Raw genomic sequence first — 23,100 nt, forward strand, 5'->3', positions numbered from 1 at the left:
GCCATTTGCACGACCGAGGATACTCAAGGATGTCTTTTCGCCGGATGTTTCATCACAAAAAGGGTGTACTGCCGGGTTTGATCGCCGCACTGCTGGTACCGGCCATCGCCCACGCCTTCGACCCTTTTGTCGTGCGGGATATCCGCGTAGAGGGTATTCAACGAACTGACGCCGGTACTGTCTTCGGCTATCTCCCCGTCAAGGTGGGCGAGAAGTTCACCGAAGAAGAAGCGACCGAAGCCATCCGCCGCTTGTACGGCACCGGCTTTTTCACCGATGTGCAGATCCAGACGGACAACAACGTCGTCGTGGTGGTCGTGCAGGAACGCCCCACGATCGCGTCGGTGAACTTCAACGGCATGCGCGAGTTCGACTCCAAGGCCATCACCACATCGCTGGCGCAAGTGGGCTTCGCCGAAGGCCGCATCTTCGACCGCTCCATGCTCGAGCGCGCCGAATACGAACTGAAGCAGCAGTACCTGTCCAAGGGCAAGTACGGCATCGAAGTGACTTCCACCGTGACCCCGCTGCCCCGCAACCGCGTGGGCGTGAGCTTCGACGTGTTCGAAGGCTCGGTCGCGCGCATCCAGGAAATCCGCTTCGTGGGCAACAAGGCTTTCTCCGAAAGCGACTTGCTCGACGAGTTCAAGCTGACCACGCCGGGCTGGCTGACCTGGTACACCGATACCGACAAGTATTCGCGCGAAAAACTAGAGGGCGACCTGGAGCGCCTGCGCTCGTTCTACTTGGACCAAGGCTATCTCGAATTTTCGGTCGAGCCGCCCCAGGTCACGATTTCGCCGGACCGCCAGGACATCCGCATCACGATTACCGTTCACGAAGGCGAGCCCTACAAGGTGCGCAGCGTGAAGCTCGCCGGCAATCTGCTGGGCCTGGACAAGGAAATCAACGCGCTGGTGGAAATCAAGCCGGAAGAGACGTTCTCGGCCGCCAAGGCCAACGGTTCGGCCAAGGCCATTACCGACTACCTGGGCGAACTGGGCTATGCGTTCGCCAACGTCAACCCGAATCCGCAGTTGGACCGCGCCAAGCATGAGGCCGACCTGACGTTCTACGTCGACCCCAGCCGCCGCGTGTACGTGCGCCGCATCCAGATCGGCGGCAATACCCGCACGCGCGACGAAGTCGTGCGCCGCGAAATGCGCCAGCAAGAAGCCGCCTGGTACGACGCCAAGGACATCAAGACCTCGCGCGACCGCGTCGACCGCCTGGGCTATTTCAGCGACGTCAACGTCAAGACCGATCCGGTCCCGGGCTCTCCCGACCAGGTCGACGTTAACGTGGACGTCAAGGAAAAGCCCACCGGCATGATCAACCTGGGCGTGGGTTACGGCTCGTCTGAAAAGGCCATTCTGTCGGCCGGTATCAGTGAAGACAACGTCTTCGGCAGCGGCACCAACCTGACCCTGCAGCTGAACACCAGCAAGACCAACCGCGCCATCGTGCTGTCGCACACCGATCCGTACTGGACCAAGGACGGCATCAGCCGCACCACGTCCGCCTACTATCGCGTGACCGAGCCCTGGAACAACAACGACGGCGACTACCGCGTCAAGGCCATGGGCCTGGGCATGAACTTCGGCGTGCCGATCTCGGAATACGACCGGATCATGCTGGGCGCGAACATCGAACGCAACCAGATCGACCTGTTCAATAACTCGCCGCTCGCCTACGAGAAGTTCGTCAAGGACTACGGCGACGCGACCAACTCGGTGATCTTCACCACCGGCTGGACCAAGGACACGCGCGACAGCGGCCTGGCGCCCACCCGGGGCGGGTACACCCGCCTGAAGGCGGACCTGTCGACCGTTGACCTGCAGTACACGATGTTGACGGCCCAGCAGCAGTACTTCGTGCCGCTGGGCGGTTCCTATACCCTGGCCTTGAACGGCATGGTCGATTGGGGGCAGAGCTACGGCAGCAAGGACTACCCGATCATCAAGAACGTCTATGCCGGCGGTATCGGCACGGTGCGCGGCTACGAGGGTTCGTCGCTGGGTCCGCGCGATACGAAGACGGGCGATTACATGGGCGGTACACGCCGCGTCATCGCCAACGCGCAGCTCTATCTGCCGTTCCCGGGTGCGTCGAAGGACCGCACGTTGCGCTGGTTCATCTTCTCGGACGCCGGCCAGGTGTCGGCGGGCAGCGGCCAGCAGTGCACCAGCGGCAAACCCGGCAGCGAGGTCGAGGATCCCTGCGGCTGGAGGTTCTCGGCCGGTATCGGCCTGTCGTGGCAGTCGCCGATGGGGCCGTTGCAGCTGTCCTATGCCCGTCCGCTCAATTCGAAGTCGGGCGACGACAAGCAGAGCTTCCAGTTCCAGATCGGGACGGGTTTCTAAGCGCGTCGTTACGCTTGAAAACAAGGGAGAGGGGCGCTCAGCCGGCTCCCTTGCTGTTTAGTGGCACAATACACACTTTGGCTTTGCCTTACTGGAAGGTGAGATTTTCATGATGTCTGATTCCGCACTTAAAACCTCGAATTCGCTGCGCGCCAAGCGCCGCGGCAAGCTGGGCGGCTCCATTGCCCTGGTAGGTGCGCTCATTCTCGGTTCGGCTGCAGCGATTCCCGCGCAGGCGCAAGGCACGAAGATCGGTTTCGTCAATACCGAGCGGATCCTGCGCGAGTCGGGTCCGGCCAAGGCAGCGCAAAGCAAGATCGAAGCCGAATTCAAGAAGCGCGACGACGAGCTCCAGCGCCTGAACAACAGCCTGCGTTCGCAAGCCGAGAAGTTCGACAAGGACGCTCCCGTCCTGTCGGAGTCCGACCGCGTCAAGCGCCAGCGCGACCTGTCCAACCTGGATACCGACCTGCAGCGCAAGCGCCGCGAGTTCCAGGAAGACTTCAACCGCCGCCGCAACGAAGAGTTTTCCGGCATCGTGACGAAGGCCAATGACGCCATCAAGCGCATCGCCGAACAGGAAAGCTACGACCTGATCATTCAGGACGCCGTGACGGTCAACCCGCGCATCGACATCACCGACAAGGTGATCCAGAGCCTGGGCAAGTAAGCAGCGCCCGTCAAGCTATGCCGGTTTTACTGGATCTTGCCCGCGCGCCAACGCTGGAAACACTGTTGAGCGCCGCCAACACCCAGGGAATGGACTGGCGTATCAGCACGGTTCCCGGTGCAGACCCCATGCGGGTCTGCGGCATCGGAACCCTATCATCGGCGGGTCGGCAGGAAATCGCTTTCCTGGCCAATCCGCGCTACCAGAGTCAGCTAGGCGCCACGCAGGCAGGGGCGGTCATCGTCTCGCCCGACGTGGCCGAGGCTCTGGAAGCCGAGGGCAACGCCCGGCCGCCGTTCGCGCTGGTCGTCTGTCAGCATCCCTATCTGCTTTACGCTCGCGTCGCACAATGGTTCGATGCCGCCAGGCGTCCCGTGCTGCCCGCGTCCACGCATCCGTCCGCCGTGGTCGCCGCTGACGCCATCATCGAAGAGGGCGTGCGCATCGGCCCGAATTGCGTCGTCGAATCCGGCGCCCGCATCGGCCGCGATACCGTGCTCGGACCGGGCTGCGTCATAGGCGCCGGCTCGTCCGTGGGGCCTGGCAGCCGCCTGTACGCCCATGTCACCCTGTATGACGGGGTCAAGGTGGGCGCGCGCGCGATCATCCATAGCGGCGCCGTGCTTGGCGCGGACGGCTTCGGCTTTGCGCCGGACCCAACGTTGGGCAAGGGCGCCTGGGGCAAGATTCCCCAGCTTGGCGGCGTGACCATCGGTGATGACGTCGAGATCGGCGCCAACACCACCGTAGACCGCGGCGCGCTGGAGGACACCGTCCTGTCGGATGGCGTGAAGCTGGACAACCAGATCATGGTCGCGCACAACTGCCGGATCGGCGCGCATACCGCCGTTGCGGCCTGCGTCGGCGTGGCCGGCTCGACCACCATCGGCGAGCGCTGCACCATAGGCGGCGCGGCCATGCTGTCGGGACACCTGACTCTGGGCGACGATGTGCATATTTCCGGCGGCACCGCGGTGACCTCCAGCATTTCGAAGCCTGGCCGCTATACCGGGGTCTTCCCGTACGCGGAACATGGCGAATGGCAGCGCAACGCCGCCGTGATACAACAGTTGGCGCAATTGCGCCGGCGCGTGCGGACGCTGGAAAAAGACTAGGGCGCATCGCCGCCCCTGGCGCGTCCGCGCCGCACGATTACTTTACTTCGCAGGAACGCATAGAAAAATGGAACTCGACATCAAGGGGATCATGGAGAGGCTGCCGCATCGTTATCCGATGCTGCTGATTGACCGCGTCGTCGAAATGGTGCCTGGCAAGTCCATCGTGGCCATCAAGAACGTCTCGATCAATGAACCGTTTTTCAACGGCCATTTTCCGCACCACCCGGTGATGCCGGGCGTGCTCATCGTGGAAGCCATGGCTCAGGCCTCCGCGCTGTTCTCGTTCACCGACGAGAACGGCGGCCTGAAGTGCGAAGGTGCCAAGACCGCGTATTACCTGGTCGGCATCGACGGCGCGCGTTTCCGCCGTCCCGTGGTGCCGGGCGACCAGTTGCGCATCGAGGTTGAAGCCGAACGCCTGAGCCGCAGCATCTGTAAGTACCAAGCGCGCGCGACGGTGGACGGTCAGGAAGTCGCCTCGGCCAAGCTGATGTGCGCGATTCGCAGCCTGGAAGAGTAAATGGCAGGAAACATTCACCCCACCGCCGTCGTTGATCCGGCGGCAAAGCTCGACCCTACCGTGGTCGTAGGTCCGTTTGCGACCATCGGTCCCAATGTGACCATCGGCGCGGGCACCGAGATCGGCCCTTACTGCATGGTGGACGGGGTGACGACCATCGGGCGCGACAACCGTTTCTATCGCTACTGCTCGGTCGGTGGCATGCCGCAGGACAAGAAGTACCAGGGCGAGCCTACCCGGCTGGAAGTCGGCGACCGCAACACCTTCCGGGAATTCGTCACGCTCAATACCGGCACCGTGCAGGACGGCGGGGTTACGACGCTGGGCGACGACAACTGGATCATGGCGTATGTGCACGTGGCGCATGACTGCCACATCGGCAACAACACCATCCTGGCCAATTCGGTGCAGTTGGGCGGCCACGTCCACGTCGGCGATTGGGCCATCGTGGGCGGCCTGACCGGCGTGCACCAGTTTTCGCGCATCGGCGCGCACAGCATGACGGGCGGCAACAGCTCTCTCATGCAGGACACGCCGCCTTTCGTGCTGGCTGCCGGAAATCCCTGCCGACCGGTGGGTGTCAACGTCGAAGGCCTCAAGCGCCGCGGCTTTACGCCCGCCGATATTGCAGCGCTGCGCGACGCCTACAAGATCATCTACCGCAGGGGGTTGTCCCTGGACACGGCGCGCGCCGAACTGCGTGCGCGCCAGCAGGCGGAGCCCGAGGTCGCGCCGCATCTGCAGACCTTGCTCGACTTCCTGGACGTCGCAAGCCGCGGCATCATCCGCCCATGAACACACGGATCGGCATGGTGGCCGGCGAGCCTTCGGGCGACCTGCTGGCCGGTCGCATCATTGCCGGTCTGCAGGCGCGCGACGCCGGCATCCGCTGCGAGGGTATCGGAGGGCCGCAGATGCAGGCCCGCGGTTTCGAAGCCTGGCATCCCATGCACGCCTTGACGGTGTTCGGCTATGTCGACGCGCTCAAGCGCCTGCCCAGCCTGCTAGGCACCTATCGGGACGTCAAGCGGCGCTGGCTGGCGGAGCCGCCCGCCGTTTTCGTCGGCATCGATGCGCCGGACTTCAACCTGCGCCTGGAGCACCAGTTACGCCAGGCAGGCACGCCCACTGTGCATTTCGTCGGGCCGTCGATCTGGGCCTGGCGCTATGAGCGCATCCATAAGATCCGCGAGTCGGTGTCGCACATGTTGGTGCTGTTCCCGTTCGAGGAAGAGATCTACCGCAAGGAAGGCATTCCGGTCACTTACGTGGGCCACCCGCTGGCCGGGGCCGTGCCCATGCAGCCGGACCGCGCCGCGGCGCGCGAGCGTCTGGGTATCGATCAGGACGCCCGCGTGCTGGCGATCCTGCCAGGCAGCCGTTCGTCCGAGATTCGCCTCTTGGCGCCGCGTTTCCTGCAGGCCGCCCAGATTCTGCTGAAGAAAGATCCGGCGTTGCAATGCGTGGTGCCCATGGTCAATGACCAGCGGCGGGCCGAGTTCCAGGCTATCCTGGCCCAGTACCCCGTGCCCGGACTGCGCTGCATCACCGCGAACGATCTGCACGGCGAGGGCGGAGAGCGCCAGGCGCCCGTGGCCTGGTCCGTCATGGAGGCCGCCACGGCGGTGCTGGTGGCCAGCGGCACCGCCACGTTGGAAACGGCGCTGTACAAGCGGCCCATGGTGATTTCCTACGTGCTGTCGCCCTGGATGCGCCGCATCATGGCCTGGAAATCCGGCCAGCAACGTCCGTACCTGCCCTGGGTGGGCCTGCCGAACGTGCTGCTGCGCGATTTCGCCGTGCCGGAACTGCTGCAAGACGACGCGACGCCCGAGAAACTCGCGCAAGCGACGTGGACATCCCTGACCGACGACGCGGGCCGCGCGCGCATCGAGGCCCGCTTTACCGCCATGCATCAGGAGCTGCTGCGCGACACGCCTGCGCTGGCCGCTCAGGCGATCCTGGAGGTGGCAGGTGGAGCAGCCTGACCTGTTCTTGGCTCCCGAGCAGCCGCCCATGGTCACGGCGGGCGTCGACGAGGCGGGCCGCGGCCCGCTGGCGGGCGCCGTCTACGCGGCTGCCGTCATCCTGAATCCGGCGCGGCCCATTGCCGGCCTGGCGGATTCCAAGGTGCTCAAGGCGGCCACGCGCGAGGCGCTGGCGCTTGAAATCCAGGAATTCGCGCTGGCCTGGTGCATCGCCAGCGCCAGCGTCGCCGAGATCGACAGCATGAACATCCTGCGCGCCACGATGCTGGCGATGCAGCGTGCGGTGCAGGGCTTGTCCACCCTGCCGCAATTGGCGCTGGTGGACGGCAACCAGGCCCCAAAACTGCGCTGCACGGTGCAGACCGTCATCAAGGGCGATGCCCTGGTGCCCGCGATCTCCGCGGCCTCCATCCTCGCCAAGACGGCGCGCGACGCGGACCTGCTGCGTCTGCATGCCCTCTATCCCCAGTACGCGTTCGATCAGCACAAGGGCTATGGCACGCCGCTGCATCTGGAGATGCTGCGCGAGCACGGCCCCTGCGCCGAACACCGGCGCAGCTTCGCACCCATCAAGGCCTTCGGCCTGAACTCATGAAGCACATCAGTTCCCGCGACAATCCGGCAGTCAAGGCGCTGGCCAAGCTTGCCAGCACGGCGGGCAAGCGCGGCGCGCCGGTCCTGTTGGACGGCGTGCACCTGTGCCAGGCCTGGCTGCAGCATCACGGTGCGCCCGATCAGGCGATCTTCGACGTGGAGCGCCTGTCCCAGCCCGATATCGCAGCGCTGGCGGCCTCCGTGCCGGACCGCGACTGCCTGGCCCTGGACGCGCGGCTGATGCAGTCCCTGGCAGCTGTCGAAAGCGGCCAGGGCGTGGCTTTTCAGGTGACGCCGCCGGTCCTGGACCTGCCCGAGACCGTGGACGAGAACTGCGTGCTGTTCGACCGCATCCAGGATCCCGGCAATGTCGGCACGCTGCTGCGCACTTGTGCGGCGGCGGGGGTGAAACGCGTCTTCCTGGCGACGGGCACCGCCGCGGCCTGGTCTCCCAAGGTGCTGCGCAGCGGGCAGGGCGCTCATTTCGCCCTGGCCATCCACGAGCATGTGGATCTGGCCGCCTTGCTGCCGCGTCTGACCGTGCCGCTGGTGGCGACCGCGCTGGAGGGTGCGCGCGACCTGTACGAAGACGGCTTGCCGCAGCGTTGCGCCTGGGTGTTCGGCCACGAAGGCCAGGGCGTGGCCGCGGAGCTGCTTGCGGCCGCGCGCCTCAAGGTCCGCATTCCGCATGACATGGCGGCAGTGGAATCGCTCAATGTGGGCGCCGCAGCCGCGATCTGCCTCTTCGAGCAGCGGCGCCAGGCCTTGCGCGGCAAGCAGGGCTGAGCGCTGATCAGCTCCTGGTTTCGCCGCTTTTCCGCCGATTGAAGGCACCGTCCCCTGTTTATACTGCCCCGTTTGCCCGAGCCACGGGGCCGTGTCAGGGCAGGATTGGATCAAGGACGGGACATGAAAAGCTGGGTCAAATCGGGTATTGCCGCGCTGGGCGCGGCGTTGCTGCTGTCTGCATGCGCCGGCCCTCGCTACGGCGACGTGGCGAACCGCATCCCGGCGCTTGAGGCTGCCGAAGGCCGGATCTACTTCTACCAACCCGTGACCTCCAACGGCGACAAGGTCGCGCAGCCGGCGATCCTGGTCGACGGCCGCAAGGTCGGGCGTTCGAAGCCCGGTCGCTTCTTCTTCGTGGATCGCGCGCCCGGCGAGGTGGAAGTCCTCACCGCCACCGACCGCAAGGAGCGCAGGGACGGGCTCAAGGTTCCGCTCGCTTCCGGACAGACACGGTATGTGCGCGTGGATGTCGCGGGCGGCAGGCAAATCCTGAAGTTGGAGGCGTCGGGCGACGACGCTGTCCAGGCGATGTCGGATCTGCGGTATTGGGGCGCCGGACGGCGCGAGCGAGAACCGCTGCGTTATGAGTAAAATTACAGTTTGTAGTTTTTAGACTCATAAGCACACTTTCTCGCATGGGCCGGTCAATTGCATGGCCAGCGAGGCCGACATCGGAGACGATAGAATGAAGCGCAGGTTCAAGATGGTGGCCGTTGCCGTGCTGGGCGCGGCCTTGTTGGCGGGTTGCGGCGGTCCCCGGTACAAGGACGTCGCCAGCTCCATTCCCATCATGGTGCCGGAAACGGGGCGCATCTATTTCTACCAGCCGGCCGCGCCGGTCGGCGTGGTGTCGGGCCAGCCGTACTTGCGGGTGAACGGCGTGAAGGTCGGCCGTTCCAAGCCGGGCAGTTTCTTCTATGTGAACCGGCCCGCCGGCAATTACGTGGTTGATACCCTGCGCGACGATGAAACGCTGTCGTTCACGCTGGCTCCGGGCCAGACCCGCTACGTACGCCTCAGCATCGAGGGCGTGAGCGGCAATTCGTCCAACATGGGCAGCCAGGAAATGCGCCTGGAAGCGTCCGAATCGACCGCTCAGCAGGAAATGGGGCCGTTGAAATACTGGGGCGCGGGGTCGCGCGAACGCGTCAAGCTACGCCCCTGATCCGGGCGGCATGGGTAACCAGGGCGCGCCATTGGCGCGCCCTTGCCGTTTTCAGCCCCGGTCCAGGCCCACTTCCTGCAACACCGTCGTGGCGATCTCCTCGATCGATTTGGTGGTGCTGGACAGCCAGGAAATGCCTTCGCGGCGCATCATGCGCTCGGCCTCGGCCACTTCGTAGCGGCATTGCTCCAGTTGCGCGTAGCGGCTGTTGGGGCGGCGCTCGTTGCGGACTTCCGCCAGGCGTTCGGGCTGGATCGACAGGCCGAACAACTTGCCGCGATGCGGCGCGATGGTCGAGGGCAGGGTGCCGCGTTCGAAATCGTCCGGGGTCAGCGGGAAGTTGGCCGCCTTGATGGCGTACTGCATGGCCAGGTACAGGCTGGTGGGCGTCTTGCCGCAGCGGGACACGCCGACCAGGATCACGTCCGCCTGGTCCAGCTGGTTGACGAATTGGCCGTCGTCATGCGCCAGGCTGAAATTGATGGCGTCGATGCGGTTGCGGTACTTTTCCGAATTGGCCTGCATATGCGAGCGGCCGATGGAATGGCTGGACTTGAGGCCCAGCGCCTGCTCGATATGGCTGACGAAGGTACCGAACAGATCCAGGAAAATCCCGTTCGCCTGGCGAACGCGCGCCAGGATGTCCGGATTGACGAGGGTGCTGAACACGATCGGGGGGACGCCGGCTTCCAAGGCGCTGCGGTCGATCCGCATGGCCACTTCGGCGGCCTTTTCCAGCGTGTCGACGAACGGCAGCCGGACAGGCTTGAAATTGACCTCTTCAAACTGCGAAAGCACTGACTGGCTGAAGGTTTCTGCGGTGATGCCGGTACTGTCGGAAACGATGTATACCGTGCGTACGATCGGGGTAGATGTCATGTGTAAAAAATTCCAACCAGGCAGATGGCCGGATGCACTCCACCGAGTACAATCAGGCCCCTATAAGTCACCCCAAGGGCGGTCCAAGGCCAGTTTGGTCAGCGCGTAAATTGGGGCTGTGATCCGACTGTGATCCAGCTTCCTGATGCATTGACCAAACTCGCTTTCATTCCATTGTAAAAGGTGACTTCAATGTCGTACGTTGTTTTGTTCGAGCAGCTCCGCATGACGGACGTGGACTCGGTAGGAGGCAAGAACGCATCACTAGGCGAAATGATCAGCCAGCTGTCTGGAGCGGGTGTCCGCGTGCCGGGCGGCTTTGCCACGACCGCTGACGCCTTCCGCGACTTCCTCAAGGCCTCCGGCCTGGACAAGCGCATCGCCGAACGCCTGACCACGCTCAACCCCGAAGACGTGCGCGAACTGGCTAACGCCGGCTCGCAGATCCGCCAATGGATCATCGACGCGCCGTTCTCGTCCGAATTCGAATCGCAAATCCGCACCGCCTTCGCCAAGCTCGACGCTGACGGCAAGGGCTCGTTCGCCGTGCGTTCTTCCGCCACCGCCGAAGACCTGCCCGACGCCTCGTTCGCCGGCCAGCAGGAAACCTTCCTCAACGTCGTCGGCATCGATGACGTGCTGGACAAGATCCGCCACGTGTTCGCGTCGCTGTACAACGACCGCGCCATCTCCTATCGCGTGCACAAGGGCTATGCCCACGCCGACGTCGCCTTGTCGGCCGGCATCCAGCGCATGGTGCGTTCCGACAAGGGCAGCGCCGGCGTCATGTTCACCATCGACACCGAATCGGGCTTCCAGGACGTGGTGTTCATCACCTCGTCCTACGGACTGGGCGAAACCGTGGTGCAGGGCGCGGTCAACCCCGACGAGTTCTACGTCTTCAAGCCGACGCTGGCCCAGGGTCACTACCCGATCGTGGGCCGCCGCATCGGCTCCAAGCTGATCAAGATGGAGTTCGACCCCGAACGTCCCGAAGGCCGCGCCGTGCGCACGGTCGACGTGCCGGTGTCCGAGCGCAACCGCTACTCGCTGACCGACGACGAGGTCAACGAGCTGGCCCGCTACGCCGTCATCATTGAAAAGCACTACGACCGCCCGATGGACATCGAGTGGGGCCGCGACGGCATCGACGGCAAGATCTACATCCTGCAGGCGCGTCCGGAAACGGTGAAGTCGCAGCAGGGCGTCAACGACGTGCAGCAGCGCTATCGCCTGAAGGCCACCGGCCAGGTCCTGATCACCGGCCGCGCGATCGGCCAGAAGATCGGCGCGGGTCCGGTGCGCGTGGTTGGCGACATCTCCGACATGGACCTGGTCCAGCCGGGCGACGTGCTGGTCACCGACATGACGGATCCCAACTGGGAACCCGTGATGAAGCGCGCGTCCGCCATCGTCACCAACCGCGGCGGCCGCACCTGCCACGCGGCGATCATCGCGCGCGAACTGGGCATTCCGGCTGTCGTGGGTTGCGGCAACGCGACCGACATCCTGAAGCAAGGCCAGGCCGTGACCGTGTCTTGCGCCGAAGGTGACGAAGGCCGCATCTATGATGGCCTGATCGAGACCGAAGTCGAAGAAGTGCGCCGCGGCGACATGCCCGCCATCGATCTGAAGATCATGATGAACGTGGGCAACCCGCAGCTGGCCTTCGACTTCGCCCAGATCCCCAACGGCGGCGTCGGCCTGGCGCGCCTGGAATTCATCATCAACAACAACATCGGCATCCACCCCAAGGCGGTGTTGGACTACCCGAACGTCGACGGCGAACTGAAGAAGGCCGTGGAATCGGCGGCCCGCGGCCATGCCAGCCCGCGCGCGTTCTTCGTCGAGAAGATGGCCGAAGGCGTGGCCACCATCGCCGCCGCCTTCTATCCCAAGCCCGTCATCGTGCGCATGTCGGACTTCAAGTCCAACGAGTACCGCAAGCTGGTCGGCGGTTCGCGCTACGAGCCCGAGGAAGAGAACCCCATGCTGGGCTTCCGCGGCGCGTCGCGCTACATCGCCGAGGACTTCGCCGAGTGCTTCCGCATGGAATGCGAAGCGCTGAAGAAGGTGCGCGATGAAATGGGCCTGACCAACGTCGAGATCATGGTGCCCTTCGTGCGCACCCTGGGTCAGGCCTCCAAGGTGGTGGACCTGCTCGCCAAGCGCGGCCTGGCGCGCGGCGAGAACGGCCTGAAGCTCATCATGATGTGCGAGGTTCCGTCCAACGCCATCCTGGCCGACGAGTTCCTGCAGTACTTCGACGGCTTCTCGATCGGTTCGAACGACATGACCCAGCTGACGCTGGGCCTGGACCGCGATTCCGGCATGGAACTGCTGGCCGCCGACTTCGACGAACGCGACGAGGCCGTGAAGTTCATGCTGCGCCGCGCGATCAAGGCTTGCCTGGCCGCCAACAAGTACGTGGGCATCTGCGGCCAAGGCCCCAGCGACCACCCGGACTTCGCGCAATGGCTGAAGGACGAGGGCATCCTGTCGATGTCGCTCAACCCGGATACCGTTGTCGATACCTGGCAGCGCCTGGCCAAGAACTGATAGCCTTGCTGATGAGAAAACCCCGCGCCTGCAAGGGCGCGGGGTTTTTTTTGTATGCGTTACCCGGGAAGGGCTAGGCCGCCAGGGCTTCGCGCGCAATCAATTCGCGCTTGCGGTCTATGCCCCAGCGGTAGCCGGCGAGCGAGCCGTCGGTGCGTACCACGCGGTGGCAGGGGATGGCCAGCGCAATGTTGTTGGTGGCGCAGGCGCGCGCCACGGCGCGCACGGCGCGAGGCGAGCCTATGCGTTCGGCGATGTCGGTGTAGGTCGCGGTTTCGCCCACCGGGATCTCGCGCAGCGCTTGCCAGACTTGGCGCTGGAAGGCTGTGCCGCGCACGTCCAGCGGCAGGTCCAGGCCGCGCGAGGGGTCTTCGACGAAGCCGACCACGGCCGCCACCCAACCTTCGAACTGCGCGTCGGCGCCGATCAGGCGGGCGGCCTTGAAGCGGTCCTGCAGGTTGCGCACCAATTGCTCGGGATCTTCATGCAGGGCGATTTCGCAGATGCCGGTGTCGCTGGCCGCCACCAGCAGCGCGCCCAGCGAGCATTGCGCCACCGCGAAGCGGATCTCCACGCCCTGCCCATTCTTGCGGAAAGCGGTGGGCGTCATGCCCAGGATGGCGGGTGCGGCTTCGTAGAAGCGGCCGCTGGAATTGAAGCCGGCGTCATACATGGCGTCCGTGACGCTGGCGCTCTGCTTGAGCTGCTGGCGGGCGCGGCCGGCGCGCAGGGCGTCGGCGTAGGCCTTGGGGGTGATGCCGGTGGCCGCCTTGAAGACGCGGTGGAAATGGAAGCGGCTCATGCCGGCCTGTTCGGCCAGCGCGGACAGATCGGGCGGCTGCTCGGCTTCCAGTGCGCGGCAGGCGCGTTCGATGGCGGCGGCGTGCTGTTTGCTCAGGGCGGCGGCTTGGTTCATGGAAAAGCTCCTGTTGCGGGCGGATTCGCGCGCTTGGATCCATCGTCGCAAAAGTCTCCCGCCGCCGCACTCCGGATATTGCGCGGCGGCCGCGCGGGTCGCTATGCAGGCGCGTAGGCGTCGAGGAAGCGCCGCAACAGGCCGCCCGCCACGGGGGTGGCGCGGACGTTGGCGGACAGCCCCGGGACGTCCAGGTTCTCGGCGGCATAGCGGCGGCCGAAACGTTCCAGATGCGCGCGGATGAAGTCGGGGCCGAATTCGGGGTGGAACTGGGTCGAGAAGACGTTGCGGCCGATGCGGATCATCTGGTGTTCATCCAGGTCCGAGCGCGCCAGCACGGCGGCGCCGGGCGGCGGTTGCAGCACGGTCTGCGCGTGCAGCATCTGGGCAGGAAAGGTGGGCGGCAATCCGGCCAGCAGCTTGTCGCCGGCGGCGGGCGGCAGCAGTTCGACCGTCTGGGTGCCGACCTCGCGTCCGGCGGGGTTGTAGCCGACCTTGCCGCCCAGCGCGTAGGCCAGAAGCTGGTGGCCGTAGCACACGCCGAACATGGGCAGGCCGGCTGCGGCGGCTTCGCGCAGCCAGGCGGCGGTGTCCTCGCTCCAGGGTTCCTTGTCGGTCACCATGGCGGGCGAGCCCGTGATCAGGGCGGCGCGATAGCTGGCGGGGGCCTGCGGCCGCCTGCCTTCATGCACGGGCACGATTTCCATGGCCTCGGCGGTCAGGCCGGCGGCCTGCGCGAGTTGTTCGGCATAGCCGCCGAACTGGCTTTTGAGCGTGTCGTCCGGATCGCCGGTATGCAGGATCAGGACGGGGAGAGCGGAGGGTATTGCAGCGGTCATTGGGGCTTTTGCGTAAAGGATGCGGGCGCCGGGTTCCAGAGGGATTTCCACCGCCAGCGCACATCATAATCCAGCGCTCCAGTCCGCGACTGAAGCGCCTTTCCCGTTCCGTCCCGGAAATACGTACAATTCCGCTCACATACTCATCCTTTCGGGCGAATAGAAACTATGTGGATCTGGCTGGGACTGGCCGCGCTGGCCCTGATCGGGGAACTGGCGACGGGGACTTTCTATCTGCTGCTGGTGGCCCTGGGCCTGGCGGCAGGCGGCGTGGCGGCATGGTTGGGCGCGGGCCTGGAATGGCAGCTGGTGGGCTGCGGCATCGTGCTGCTGCTGGGCCTGCTGGTCCTGCGCAAGACCCGTGTGCTGAAGAAGCGCGAGGTCGATTCCGCCCGCAATGCCGATGTCAACCTGGATATCGGCCAGACGGTGTCGGTCGAGGCCTGGTCCGACCAGGGCACCGCGCGCGTCTGGTACCGCGGCGCGCACTGGCAGGCGGAATTGGCCCAGGGCCAGGCGCCGGTGGCCGGCGAACAAACCATCATCGAAATGCGCGGCTCGATCCTGGTGCTGGCCCCCAAGGGCACGCCCGGTTCGGTCTGATCAGCGCCGGCCCGCCGCGGGCGGGGCCGGCAGCGGGCGTCCGTGCGGTTCGGGCGATTCCCGCGAATGTACTTACCAGAAGGAGAGGCACCGAATCATGATGATCGATACATCCACCATCGTCCTGCTCGTCATCGTCGCGCTGGCGATACTGATAGTCATCAAGGCGATCGCCATCGTGCCCCAGCAGCACGCCTGGGTGGTCGAACGCCTGGGCAAGTTCGATCGGGTCCTGTCTCCCGGCGCGGGCTTCGTCATTCCGTTCATCGAGCGTGTGTCGTACAAGCATTCGCTCAAGGAAATCCCGCTGGACGTGCCCAGCCAGGTTTGCATCACGCGCGACAATACGCAGCTGCAGGTCGACGGCGTGCTGTATTTCCAGGTGACGGATCCCATGCGGGCGTCGTATGGCTCGTCGAACTACATCTCGGCCATCACGCAGCTGGCGCAGACCACGCTGCGTTCCGTCATCGGCAAGATGGAACTGGACCGTACCTTCGAAGAGCGCGACTCCATCAACAGCAACATCGTCTCTTCGCTGGACGAGGCCGCGCTGAACTGGGGCGTGAAGGTGCTGCGCTACGAGATCAAGGACTTGACCCCGCCCAACGAGATCCTGCGTTCGATGCAGGCGCAGATCACCGCCGAGCGTGAAAAGCGCGCCCTGATCGCGGCCTCCGAAGGCCGCCGCCAGGAGCAGATCAACATCGCCACCGGCGAGCGCGAAGCCGCGATCGCCCGTTCGGAAGGCGAGAAGCAGGCGCAGATCAACCAGGCGCAGGGCGAGGCCGCCGCGGTGCTGGCGATCGCCGAGGCCACCGCCAAGGCCATCACCCAGGTGGCCGACGCCGTGCGCCAGCCGGGCGGCATGGAAGCCGTGAACCTGAAGGTGGCCGAGCGCTACGTCGAGGCATTCGGCAACGTCGCCAAGGAAGGCAACACGCTGATCCTGCCGGCGAACCTGGCGGATGTGGGCGGCATGATCGCTTCCGCCATGACCATCGTGAAGTCCACCCGCAACAGCTGATAACCGCGTCTGGCGGCGCCTGGCGATGATCGCTCCCGTTAACTTGCTTTTGATAGCAGCATTGGCGGGAGTGCTTGCGCTGTGCGTGCTGGGCTCCCTGGCCCGCAGCGGCATGGCGGGCATCAAGGAAGCGATACGCGCCAATCTGCTGACGCTGGCGGGGTTCGGGCTCTACGCCTTCCAGGTCACCGAGGCGCCGTTGTGGGTGTCGGTGATCGCCGCCAATACCGCCGTGGTCCTGGCGCTGTGCGCGTACTACACGGGATTGCGCCGGTTGGTGGGCCAGACCGTGCCCAGGCGCCTCATGGCCCTGGCTTCCACCGCAACGCTGCTGGCGCTGGCGTTCTACACCTACATCGAGCCCCAGGTTGGACCGCGCATGGTGGTCATGTCCGGGCTGATGTTCGGGTTCATGGCCGCCATCGCCATGACGGTCAAGCGCGGCATGCCGATGAACCGGTCCCGCTACAGCTATCATTTCGTGCGCGTGGTGGCGCTGGTGTCCGCGGCGGTGTGCGCGGCGCGCGCAGCCGTCTACCTGTTCGACATCGCGACGGCGCAAGCCCTGCTGCAGCCCACGGCGTGGAACATCGCGTTCATGACGCTGGGGGTGTTGACGATGCCATGCCTGACCCTGGGCACCATCATGATCATCCACGACCGGATGCTGGCCGACCGCGAACAGGAGGCCAGCACCGATTTCCTGACGGGCCTGATGTCGCGCAAGGCGTGGTGGCTGCAGGCCGAGCGCTATTGCGCCCAGGCCCTGCGCACGCGCCGGCCGCTGACGCTGCTGTTGCTGGACATCGACTATTTCAAGCGCATCAACGACACCCACGGCCATGCGGCCGGCGACGCGGTGCTGCGTCATTTCGGCCTGCTGGCCACCGCCACGCTGCGCACCGGGGATCACGTCGGGCGGGTGGGCGGCGAGGAATTCGCGGTGCTGTTTCCCGACATGCGCAGCGACGCGGTGATGGATGTGGCGGAGCGGCTGCTGGACTCGGTCCGGCGCACGCCCTGTGCGCACGGTGGCAGCACCATCTCCTATACCTTCAGCGCCGGCGTGGCCGACTGGATGCCCGGGGAGAGCCTGCAGGCGTTTTTCGAGCGCGCCGATCGCAAGCTGTATGCGGCCAAGGCGGCGGGGCGCAACCGCATCATGGGCCCGGGGCAGGAGGCCGAACGCCAGCCGCTGCCCGAGGCCGCCTGAATCAGTCGTCCTTGCTCTTGCGCGGGGCGCGGGTGTCGTGCTTCATGATGCGTTCTTTCTCGCGCTGCCAGTCTTTTTCGCGCGCGGTGTCGCGCTTGTCGAACATCTTCTTGCCGCGGCCCAGCGCGAAGTCCAGCTTGATGCGCCCGTTCTTGTAGTGCAGGTTGAGCGGCACCAGCGTGTAGCCGCGCTGCTCGACCTTGCCGATGAGCTTGCTGATTTCCTCGGCCTTGAGCAGCAGCTTGCGCGTGCGCATGGCATCGGGGTGGATATGGGTGGAGGCCGTGGGCAGGGGGCTGACGTGCATGCCCAGCAGGTACAGCTCGCCGTCGCGCACGATGACGTAGCTTTCCTTGAGCTGCACGCGGCCATCGCGGATCGCCTTGACTTCCCAGCCTTGCAGCACCAGGCCGGCCTCGTAGCGGTCTTCGATGAAATAGTCGTGCGTGGCCTTGCGATTGTCGATAATGCTCATAAAGCCCTTGTGCCTGGGTGCCGCAGCCTGCCGCGAGGCGTGTTCTGGCCCCAGGTCGTGTTGTGCCGGTAAAATCGTGCCATTCTAGCCATTTGCGATAGTCGATGCACAAAGTACAACGATCCGTCCTGGTGCCTTACAGCGCCGCCCAGATGTTCGATCTGGTCGCCGACGTGGAGAAGTACCCCGAGTTCATGCCCTGGTGCGGCGGCGCCGAGGTGCAGACCCGCGACGAGCACGGCATGCAGGCCTCCATCCTGATCAGCTTCGCGGGCATGAAGCAGCGCTTCACCACCCGCAACACCCATGTCTATCCCGACCGGATCGACCTGGAACTGGTCGATGGCCCGTTCTCCAGCCTGGTGGGGCACTGGGAGTTCCAGCCCTTGGCCGAGGATGCCTGCAAGGTCCTGTTCACCATGGAGTACGCGTTTTCCAACCGGGCGCTGGAAATGGTGGTGGGCCCGGTCTTCAACCGCATCGCCACCAGTTTCATCGATTCCTTCACCAAGCGCGCGCAGGCCAAGTATGGCGAATGAGCCGTCCGCGGCGCAGATCGGCGTAAGCGTCTGTTATGCCTTGTCGGGCCACGTCTGGCTGCGTGAATTGCGTCTGCCCGATGGCGCCACCGTGGCCGACGCGCTGGCGGCCAGCGGCTTTGCCCAGGCCTTTCCCGTGGTACAGCCCTGGATCCGGGGCGTGGGCATATTCGGGCGGGCCACCGAGCCGCAGGCCAGGCTGGCCGACGGCGACCGCGTGGAAATCTACCGCGGCCTGAGTTTCGATCCCAAGGAATCGCGGCGCCGCCGCGCCGAACACCGCCGCGCCAAGACGGCGAAGAATGGCAGGGTTCGCCCCGCCGGGCTGCTGTAGGGAACTGTCTTCGGGGCTGGCTCGCTGCCCCGCACAATGTCATAAATAGGACAAATTCCATCGCCGCTTCCGGCGTAACATAAGCATCGTCACGCATTTACGTTTACGTCAACGTCATGTCAAAATCGGTGGGCTGGCGTTCACGAGACGGCAGCAACGCCAACAGACAATACTCAGTACAACAGGAGACAGGCTGTGGACTTGGAACTGACCGACGAGCAACGCGCTTTTGCGCAGGCGGCGCGCGACTACGCCGAGGGTGAACTGGCGCCCAACGCGGCGCGCTGGGACGCCGAGGGCATCTTCCCGCGCGAAGCTTTCGCGCGGGCCGGCGAGATGGGCTTTTGCGCCATCTACGCCAGCGAGGACATCGGCGGCCTGGGGCTGCCGCGCCTGGACGCCACCCTGGTGTTCGAGGAAATGGCGGCGGTGGACCCATCGACCACGGCCTTCCTCACGATCCACAACATGGCCACCTGGATGGTCGGCAACTGGGGCCAGCCCGCGCTGCGCGAGGCCTGGGGGCCGTTGCTGGCCAGCGGCCAGAAGCTGGCGTCGTACTGCCTGACCGAGCCGGGCGCGGGTTCGGACGCAGCTTCCTTGTCGACCCGGGCGCAACGCCAGGGCGATGACTACATCATCAACGGCGCCAAGGCATTCATTTCGGGCGGCGGCGACACGGACCTGCTGGTGGTCATGGCGCGCACCGGCGGCGAGGGCGCGGGCGGCATCAGCGCGTTCGCCATCCCGGCCGACAGCGAGGGCATCAGCTACGGCCGCAAGGAAGAGAAGATGGGCTGGAACAGCCAGTCCACCCGTCCCATCACCTTCGAAAACGTGCGCGTGCCGGCGGCCAACATGCTGGGCCAGGAAGGCGAGGGCTTCAAGATCGCCATGAAGGGCCTGGACGGCGGCCGCATCAATATCGGCACCTGCTCGGTGGGCGCGGCGCAGGGCGCGCTGGACGCCGCCCGGCGCTACATGGACGAGCGCCGCCAGTTCAACCGCCGCCTGGCCGAGTTCCAGGCCCTGCAGTTCAAGCTGGCCGACATGGCGACCCACCTGGTGGCGGCCCGCCAGATGGTGCGCCTGGCGGCCTGCAAGCTGGACGGCGGGGCGCCCGACGCGGCGACCTACTGCGCCATGGCCAAGCGCTTCGCCACCGACATGGGTTTCCAGATCTGCCTGGATGCGCAACAAATCCACGGCGGCTACGGATACCTGCGGGACTATCCCTTGGAGCGTCTGGTGCGCGATACTCGCGTTCATCAGATTCTGGAAGGGACCAACGAGATCATGCGCGTGATCATCGCCCGCCAATTGTTGGAAAAAGGAGCCGACATAAGATGAATGCACCGGTGTTGTTCGAAGAAAAAACCGCTGCCAATGGAGTTCGGTTCGGGATCGCGACGCTGAATTCGCCGCAGACCCTGAACGGCCTGTCGCTGGAAATGGTGGACCTGCTGGCCGAGCGGCTGGACGCCTGGGCACGCGATCCCGGCGTGGCCCTGGTGGTGCTGCAGGGCGCGGGCGAAAAAGCCTTCTGCGCGGGCGGCGACCTGCACGGCCTGTACCGCAGCATGACCGAAAATGCCGGCAAGCCGGGCTGGAGCAACGCCTACGCGCGCCGCTTCTTCGAGCATGAGTACCGCCTGGACTACCGCATCCACACCTATCCCAAGCCGGTGCTGTGCTGGGGCCATGGCATCGTCATGGGCGGCGGCATCGGCCTGATGATGGGCGCCAGCCACCGCGTGGTCAGCGAGAGCTCCCGGCTGGCAATGCCGGAGGTCACCATAGGCCTGTTCCCGGACGTCGGCGGCAGCTGGTTGCTGAACCGCATGTCGGGCCGCCTCGGCCTGTTCCTGGCGCTGACCGGCGCGCAGCTGGGCACGTCGGATGCGATTTTTGCCGGCCTGGCGGACTTCCGCCTGGACCACGCGGATTGGCCCAAGTTGCTGGCCTCGCTCGAGGAGCAGCCTTGGGCCGGCCAGGGGGCGGACGCGGCGGAGGACGCCATCCCGCCGCGCGCGATCAACGACGGCCTGCTGCGCCGCGCCCTGACGGCGCTGGAGCCCAAGACGCCGCTCGCGCCGGGCAATTTGCGCCATCACTCGTTCCTGATCAACAGCCTGTGCAATGGCAACCGCCTGGACGACATCTACGAAGAACTGGCGGCGCTGAAAGACCACGAAGATCCGTGGCTGGCGCGCGCGGCGCAGACGATGCTGGCCGGCTCGCCCGGATCGGTGCGCCTGTCGTTCGCGCTGCAGCAGCGGCTGCGCCTGCGCTCGCTGGACGACGTGTTCCGCGCCGAGTACATCGCGGCGCTGGCCTGCACCGGCCATGGCGATTTCGCCGAAGGCATCCGCGCCTTGCTGATCGACAAGGACAAGAAGCCGCGCTGGAACCCCGCCGCCATCGACATGGCGACCGACGCCTGGGTGCAGAAATTCTTTGACGAGCCCTGGCCCGAGGGCGAGCCGCATCCGCTGGCGGACCTGGGACAGGAAGGGCGCTAGCGCCCCGCGGCGGCGGATCCACCGCCGCCGGCCGGCGCGGCAACGCAGTACACGATGGTTTCACACCTATAGCAATAGCAACAGGAGACAAGACATCATGAGCAGCATCGCGTTTATCGGTTTGGGCAATATGGGCGCGCCCATGGCATTGAATCTGGTCAAGGCCGGCCATAGTGTGACGGTCTTCGACCTGGTGCCGGCGGCCGTGAAGATCCTGACGGACGCAGGCGCCAAGGCCGCCGCGTCCGCTTCGGAAGCGGTCAAGGGCGCCGAGGTGGTGGTCTCGATGCTGCCGGCCAGCAAGCACGTCGAAGGGCTGTACCTGGGCGAGGACCTGCTGGGCAAGATCCCGTCGAGCGCGCTGGTCATCGAGTGCAGCACCATTGCGCCGGACTCGGCGCGCAAGGTGGCGCAGGCGGCCGAGGTGCGCGGCATCGCCATGATCGACGCCCCGGTTTCCGGCGGCACGGGCGGGGCGGCCGCCGGCACGCTGACCTTCATCGTCGGCGGCCAGGCGGCGGCGCTGGAACGCGCCCGTCCTGTCCTCGAAAAGATGGGCAAGAACATTTTCCACGCGGGCCCGGCCGGCGCGGGCCAGGTGGCCAAGATCTGCAACAACATGCTGTTGGGCATCCTGATGGCGGGCACCTCGGAAGCGTTGGCGCTGGGCGTGGCCAACGGCCTGGATCCCAAGGTGCTGTCGGACATCATCGCCAAAAGCTCCGGCCGCAACTGGGCGACGGAACTCTACAACCCCTGGCCCGGCGTGATGGAGCACGCGCCGGCCTCCAAGGGCTACGCGGGCGGTTTCGGCGTGGACCTGATGCTGAAGGACCTCGGCCTGGCGGCCGAGGCCGCCTTGTCGGCGCGGGCCTCGATTCCGCTGGGCGAACTGGCGCGCAATCTGTATTCGCTGCACAGTTCGGGCGGTTCGGGCAAGCTGGACTTCTCCAGCATCGTCAACCTGGTCAAGCGCGAGCAGGACTGACATGGCGCCATCGCAAGCGCAGGACCCTGCCGCGCGCGTTCAGGAGAGCTTCTCCCGGCAGAGTGTCATGGCCCTGCTGGGGGCGCAGCTGGACGTGGTGGAGCCGGGCAGGGTGGACATCGTGCTGCCTTACCGGGCAGACCTGTGCCAGCAGAACGGCTTTCTGCATGCGGGCATTTCCACCACCATCGCCGACAGCGCCGGCGGCTATGCCGCCTATACCTTGTTCGCGCCGGGCGAGGACGTGCTGACCTCCGAGTTCAAGATGAACTTCCTGGCGCCCGCCAAGGGTAGCCGCTACGTCGCCAGCGGCCGCGTGGTCAAGCCTGGCAAACGCCTGTCTGTCTGCCAGGTGGAAATGCATGCCTACGACGGCGAGCAGGCCACGCTTTGCGTGATAGGCTTGCTCACCGCGGTGCGCGTGACGCCGCGTTGAATTCCGCGCGCCGCGGATCCGGCCTGATCGGCGGATCCGCGGCGCGTTCATCGCGCGGTGCACGGGTTTCTGGCAATGCCTTCAAAAGAACACCATCGGATTTTCCGCAGCAACTGGCTGCGCGCGGCCGTGCTGGGCGCAAACGACGGCATCGTGTCCACGGCCAGTCTCATTACCGGCGTGGCGGCGGCCCAGGCCACGCATGGCGCCATCCTGACCTCGGGCGTGGCCGGGCTGGTGGCGGGGGCGCTGTCGATGGCGGCGGGCGAGTACGTGTCGGTGCGGTCGCAGGCCGACACCGAGGCCGCGGACCTGCGCCTGGAGCAGCGCTCGCTCAAGCGCAACTCCGGCGAGGAACTGGCCGAGCTCATCGACATCTACGTGGCGCGCGGCTTGACCCGCGAGCTGGCCGAGCAGGTGGCGCGGCAATTGACCAGCCACGATGCGCTCGACGCGCATGCCCGCGACGAGCTGGGCATATCCATGCATAACCGCGCCCGTCCGGTGCAGGCCGCGGTGGCGTCCGCGGCATCGTTTGCAGGCGGCGCGGCGCTGCCGCTGGC

Annotated in this window: 25 protein-coding genes; 21 read left to right on the forward strand and 4 right to left on the reverse strand. The window is 65.7% G+C overall.

Going from position 1 to position 23,100, the window contains the following annotated elements:
• Nucleotides 1-29: 29 nt before the first annotated feature.
• The 10 genes from bamA (at nt 30) to WBB14_RS25145 (ending at nt 9,207) form a co-directional block, all read left to right on the forward strand.
• The gene (gene bamA, locus WBB14_RS25100; RefSeq protein WP_424242169.1) at nt 30-2,363 is read left to right on the forward strand and encodes an outer membrane protein assembly factor BamA; all 2,334 of its coding nucleotides are present in this window, start codon (nt 30-32) and stop codon (nt 2,361-2,363) included.
• Nucleotides 2,364-2,472: 109 nt separating this feature from the next.
• Complete coding sequence (locus tag WBB14_RS25105) at nt 2,473-3,033, forward strand: OmpH family outer membrane protein (RefSeq protein ID WP_424242170.1); 561 nt, start codon at nt 2,473-2,475, stop codon at nt 3,031-3,033.
• A 17-nt stretch (nt 3,034-3,050) separates the two neighbouring features.
• A complete protein-coding gene (lpxD, locus tag WBB14_RS25110) occupies nt 3,051-4,148 on the forward strand; it encodes a UDP-3-O-(3-hydroxymyristoyl)glucosamine N-acyltransferase (RefSeq protein WP_424242171.1) in 1,098 nt (365 codons plus the stop codon).
• A gap of 67 nt (nt 4,149-4,215) precedes the next feature.
• Nucleotides 4,216-4,671, forward strand: a complete 456-nt coding sequence (gene fabZ / locus WBB14_RS25115; protein WP_006385190.1) for a 3-hydroxyacyl-ACP dehydratase FabZ — start codon at nt 4,216-4,218, stop codon at nt 4,669-4,671.
• On the forward strand, nt 4,672-5,466 hold the full coding sequence (gene lpxA / locus WBB14_RS25120) for an acyl-ACP--UDP-N-acetylglucosamine O-acyltransferase (protein WP_424242172.1): 795 nt from the start codon (nt 4,672-4,674) through the stop codon (nt 5,464-5,466).
• Nucleotides 5,463-6,659, forward strand: a complete 1,197-nt coding sequence (lpxB, locus tag WBB14_RS25125) for a lipid-A-disaccharide synthase (RefSeq protein WP_424242173.1) — start codon at nt 5,463-5,465, stop codon at nt 6,657-6,659. The genes lpxA and lpxB overlap by 4 nt, the downstream gene beginning before the upstream one ends.
• On the forward strand, nt 6,646-7,254 hold the full coding sequence (gene rnhB, locus WBB14_RS25130; RefSeq protein WP_424242174.1) for a ribonuclease HII: 609 nt from the start codon (nt 6,646-6,648) through the stop codon (nt 7,252-7,254). The genes lpxB and rnhB overlap by 14 nt, the downstream gene beginning before the upstream one ends.
• Nucleotides 7,251-8,039 (forward strand): TrmH family RNA methyltransferase, encoded by a 789-nt coding sequence (locus tag WBB14_RS25135; RefSeq protein WP_424242175.1) that lies wholly within the window; start codon nt 7,251-7,253, stop codon nt 8,037-8,039. Before rnhB ends, WBB14_RS25135 begins: the two co-directional genes overlap by 4 nt.
• Nucleotides 8,040-8,162: 123 nt before the next feature.
• A complete protein-coding gene (locus WBB14_RS25140) occupies nt 8,163-8,633 on the forward strand; it encodes a DUF2846 domain-containing protein (protein WP_424242176.1) in 471 nt (156 codons plus the stop codon).
• Nucleotides 8,634-8,727: 94 nt separating this feature from the next.
• The gene (locus WBB14_RS25145) at nt 8,728-9,207 is read left to right on the forward strand and encodes a DUF2846 domain-containing protein (protein ID WP_424242177.1); all 480 of its coding nucleotides are present in this window, start codon (nt 8,728-8,730) and stop codon (nt 9,205-9,207) included.
• A gap of 51 nt (nt 9,208-9,258) precedes the next feature.
• On the opposite strand, the gene ppsR is transcribed toward WBB14_RS25145, so the two are convergent.
• Entirely contained in the window at nt 9,259-10,086 is an 828-nt protein-coding gene (gene ppsR, locus WBB14_RS25150; RefSeq protein ID WP_424242178.1) for a posphoenolpyruvate synthetase regulatory kinase/phosphorylase PpsR, read from the reverse strand.
• Between the two features lie 192 nt (nt 10,087-10,278).
• Between ppsR and ppsA the strand changes: the two genes are divergently transcribed.
• On the forward strand, nt 10,279-12,645 hold the full coding sequence (gene ppsA, locus WBB14_RS25155; protein WP_424242179.1) for a phosphoenolpyruvate synthase: 2,367 nt from the start codon (nt 10,279-10,281) through the stop codon (nt 12,643-12,645).
• A 73-nt stretch (nt 12,646-12,718) separates the two neighbouring features.
• Here the strand turns inward: ppsA and WBB14_RS25160 are convergent, their stop codons facing one another.
• Together WBB14_RS25160 and WBB14_RS25165 are read right to left on the reverse strand one after the other, a co-directional pair.
• Nucleotides 12,719-13,561, reverse strand: coding sequence for a bifunctional transcriptional activator/DNA repair enzyme AdaA (locus WBB14_RS25160; protein WP_424242180.1), 843 nt, complete (start codon nt 13,559-13,561; stop codon nt 12,719-12,721).
• A gap of 101 nt (nt 13,562-13,662) precedes the next feature.
• Nucleotides 13,663-14,400, reverse strand: a complete 738-nt coding sequence (locus WBB14_RS25165; protein ID WP_424242181.1) for a glutamine amidotransferase — start codon at nt 14,398-14,400, stop codon at nt 13,663-13,665.
• 168 nt (nt 14,401-14,568) lie between these two features.
• Here WBB14_RS25165 and WBB14_RS25170 point away from each other — a divergent pair, with 168 nt between their 5' ends.
• The 3 genes from WBB14_RS25170 to WBB14_RS25180 all read left to right on the forward strand — a co-directional run bounded on the left by WBB14_RS25170 (nt 14,569) and on the right by WBB14_RS25180 (nt 17,243).
• Nucleotides 14,569-15,003 carry an NfeD family protein gene (locus WBB14_RS25170; protein WP_424242182.1) on the forward strand — a complete coding sequence of 145 codons (435 nt, stop codon included), beginning with the start codon at nt 14,569-14,571 and terminating at the stop codon, nt 15,001-15,003.
• Between the two features lie 100 nt (nt 15,004-15,103).
• Entirely contained in the window at nt 15,104-16,030 is a 927-nt protein-coding gene (locus WBB14_RS25175) for an SPFH domain-containing protein (protein ID WP_424242190.1), read from the forward strand.
• A gap of 25 nt (nt 16,031-16,055) precedes the next feature.
• Nucleotides 16,056-17,243 carry a GGDEF domain-containing protein gene (locus tag WBB14_RS25180; RefSeq protein WP_424242183.1) on the forward strand — a complete coding sequence of 396 codons (1,188 nt, stop codon included), beginning with the start codon at nt 16,056-16,058 and terminating at the stop codon, nt 17,241-17,243.
• Between the two features lies 1 nt (nt 17,244).
• On the opposite strand, the gene smpB is transcribed toward WBB14_RS25180, so the two are convergent.
• Complete coding sequence (gene smpB, locus WBB14_RS25185; protein ID WP_013393463.1) at nt 17,245-17,718, reverse strand: SsrA-binding protein SmpB; 474 nt, start codon at nt 17,716-17,718, stop codon at nt 17,245-17,247.
• Nucleotides 17,719-17,822: 104 nt separating this feature from the next.
• Between smpB and WBB14_RS25190 the strand changes: the two genes are divergently transcribed.
• The 7 genes from WBB14_RS25190 to WBB14_RS25220 form a co-directional block, all read left to right on the forward strand.
• Nucleotides 17,823-18,257 carry a type II toxin-antitoxin system RatA family toxin gene (locus WBB14_RS25190; RefSeq protein ID WP_006223413.1) on the forward strand — a complete coding sequence of 145 codons (435 nt, stop codon included), beginning with the start codon at nt 17,823-17,825 and terminating at the stop codon, nt 18,255-18,257.
• On the forward strand, nt 18,247-18,591 hold the full coding sequence (locus WBB14_RS25195) for an RnfH family protein (protein WP_424242184.1): 345 nt from the start codon (nt 18,247-18,249) through the stop codon (nt 18,589-18,591). The genes WBB14_RS25190 and WBB14_RS25195 overlap by 11 nt, the downstream gene beginning before the upstream one ends.
• Before the next feature lie 195 nt (nt 18,592-18,786).
• A complete protein-coding gene (locus WBB14_RS25200) occupies nt 18,787-19,941 on the forward strand; it encodes an acyl-CoA dehydrogenase family protein (RefSeq protein ID WP_424242185.1) in 1,155 nt (384 codons plus the stop codon).
• Nucleotides 19,938-21,113 (forward strand): enoyl-CoA hydratase/isomerase family protein, encoded by a 1,176-nt coding sequence (locus WBB14_RS25205; RefSeq protein WP_207467511.1) that lies wholly within the window; start codon nt 19,938-19,940, stop codon nt 21,111-21,113. The genes WBB14_RS25200 and WBB14_RS25205 overlap by 4 nt, the downstream gene beginning before the upstream one ends.
• Nucleotides 21,049-22,101 carry a 3-hydroxyisobutyrate dehydrogenase gene (gene mmsB, locus WBB14_RS25210; RefSeq protein WP_424242186.1) on the forward strand — a complete coding sequence of 351 codons (1,053 nt, stop codon included), beginning with the start codon at nt 21,049-21,051 and terminating at the stop codon, nt 22,099-22,101. The genes WBB14_RS25205 and mmsB overlap by 65 nt, the downstream gene beginning before the upstream one ends.
• 1 nt (nt 22,102) lies before the next feature.
• Nucleotides 22,103-22,537 (forward strand): PaaI family thioesterase, encoded by a 435-nt coding sequence (locus WBB14_RS25215; RefSeq protein ID WP_424242187.1) that lies wholly within the window; start codon nt 22,103-22,105, stop codon nt 22,535-22,537.
• Nucleotides 22,538-22,612: 75 nt separating this feature from the next.
• A partial coding sequence (locus WBB14_RS25220; protein ID WP_424242188.1) for a VIT1/CCC1 transporter family protein occupies nt 22,613-23,100 on the forward strand: 488 nt, incomplete at its 3' end.

This window comes from Achromobacter sp., assembly GCF_049647645.1.
Taxonomy (GTDB): domain Bacteria; phylum Pseudomonadota; class Gammaproteobacteria; order Burkholderiales; family Burkholderiaceae_B; genus Achromobacter.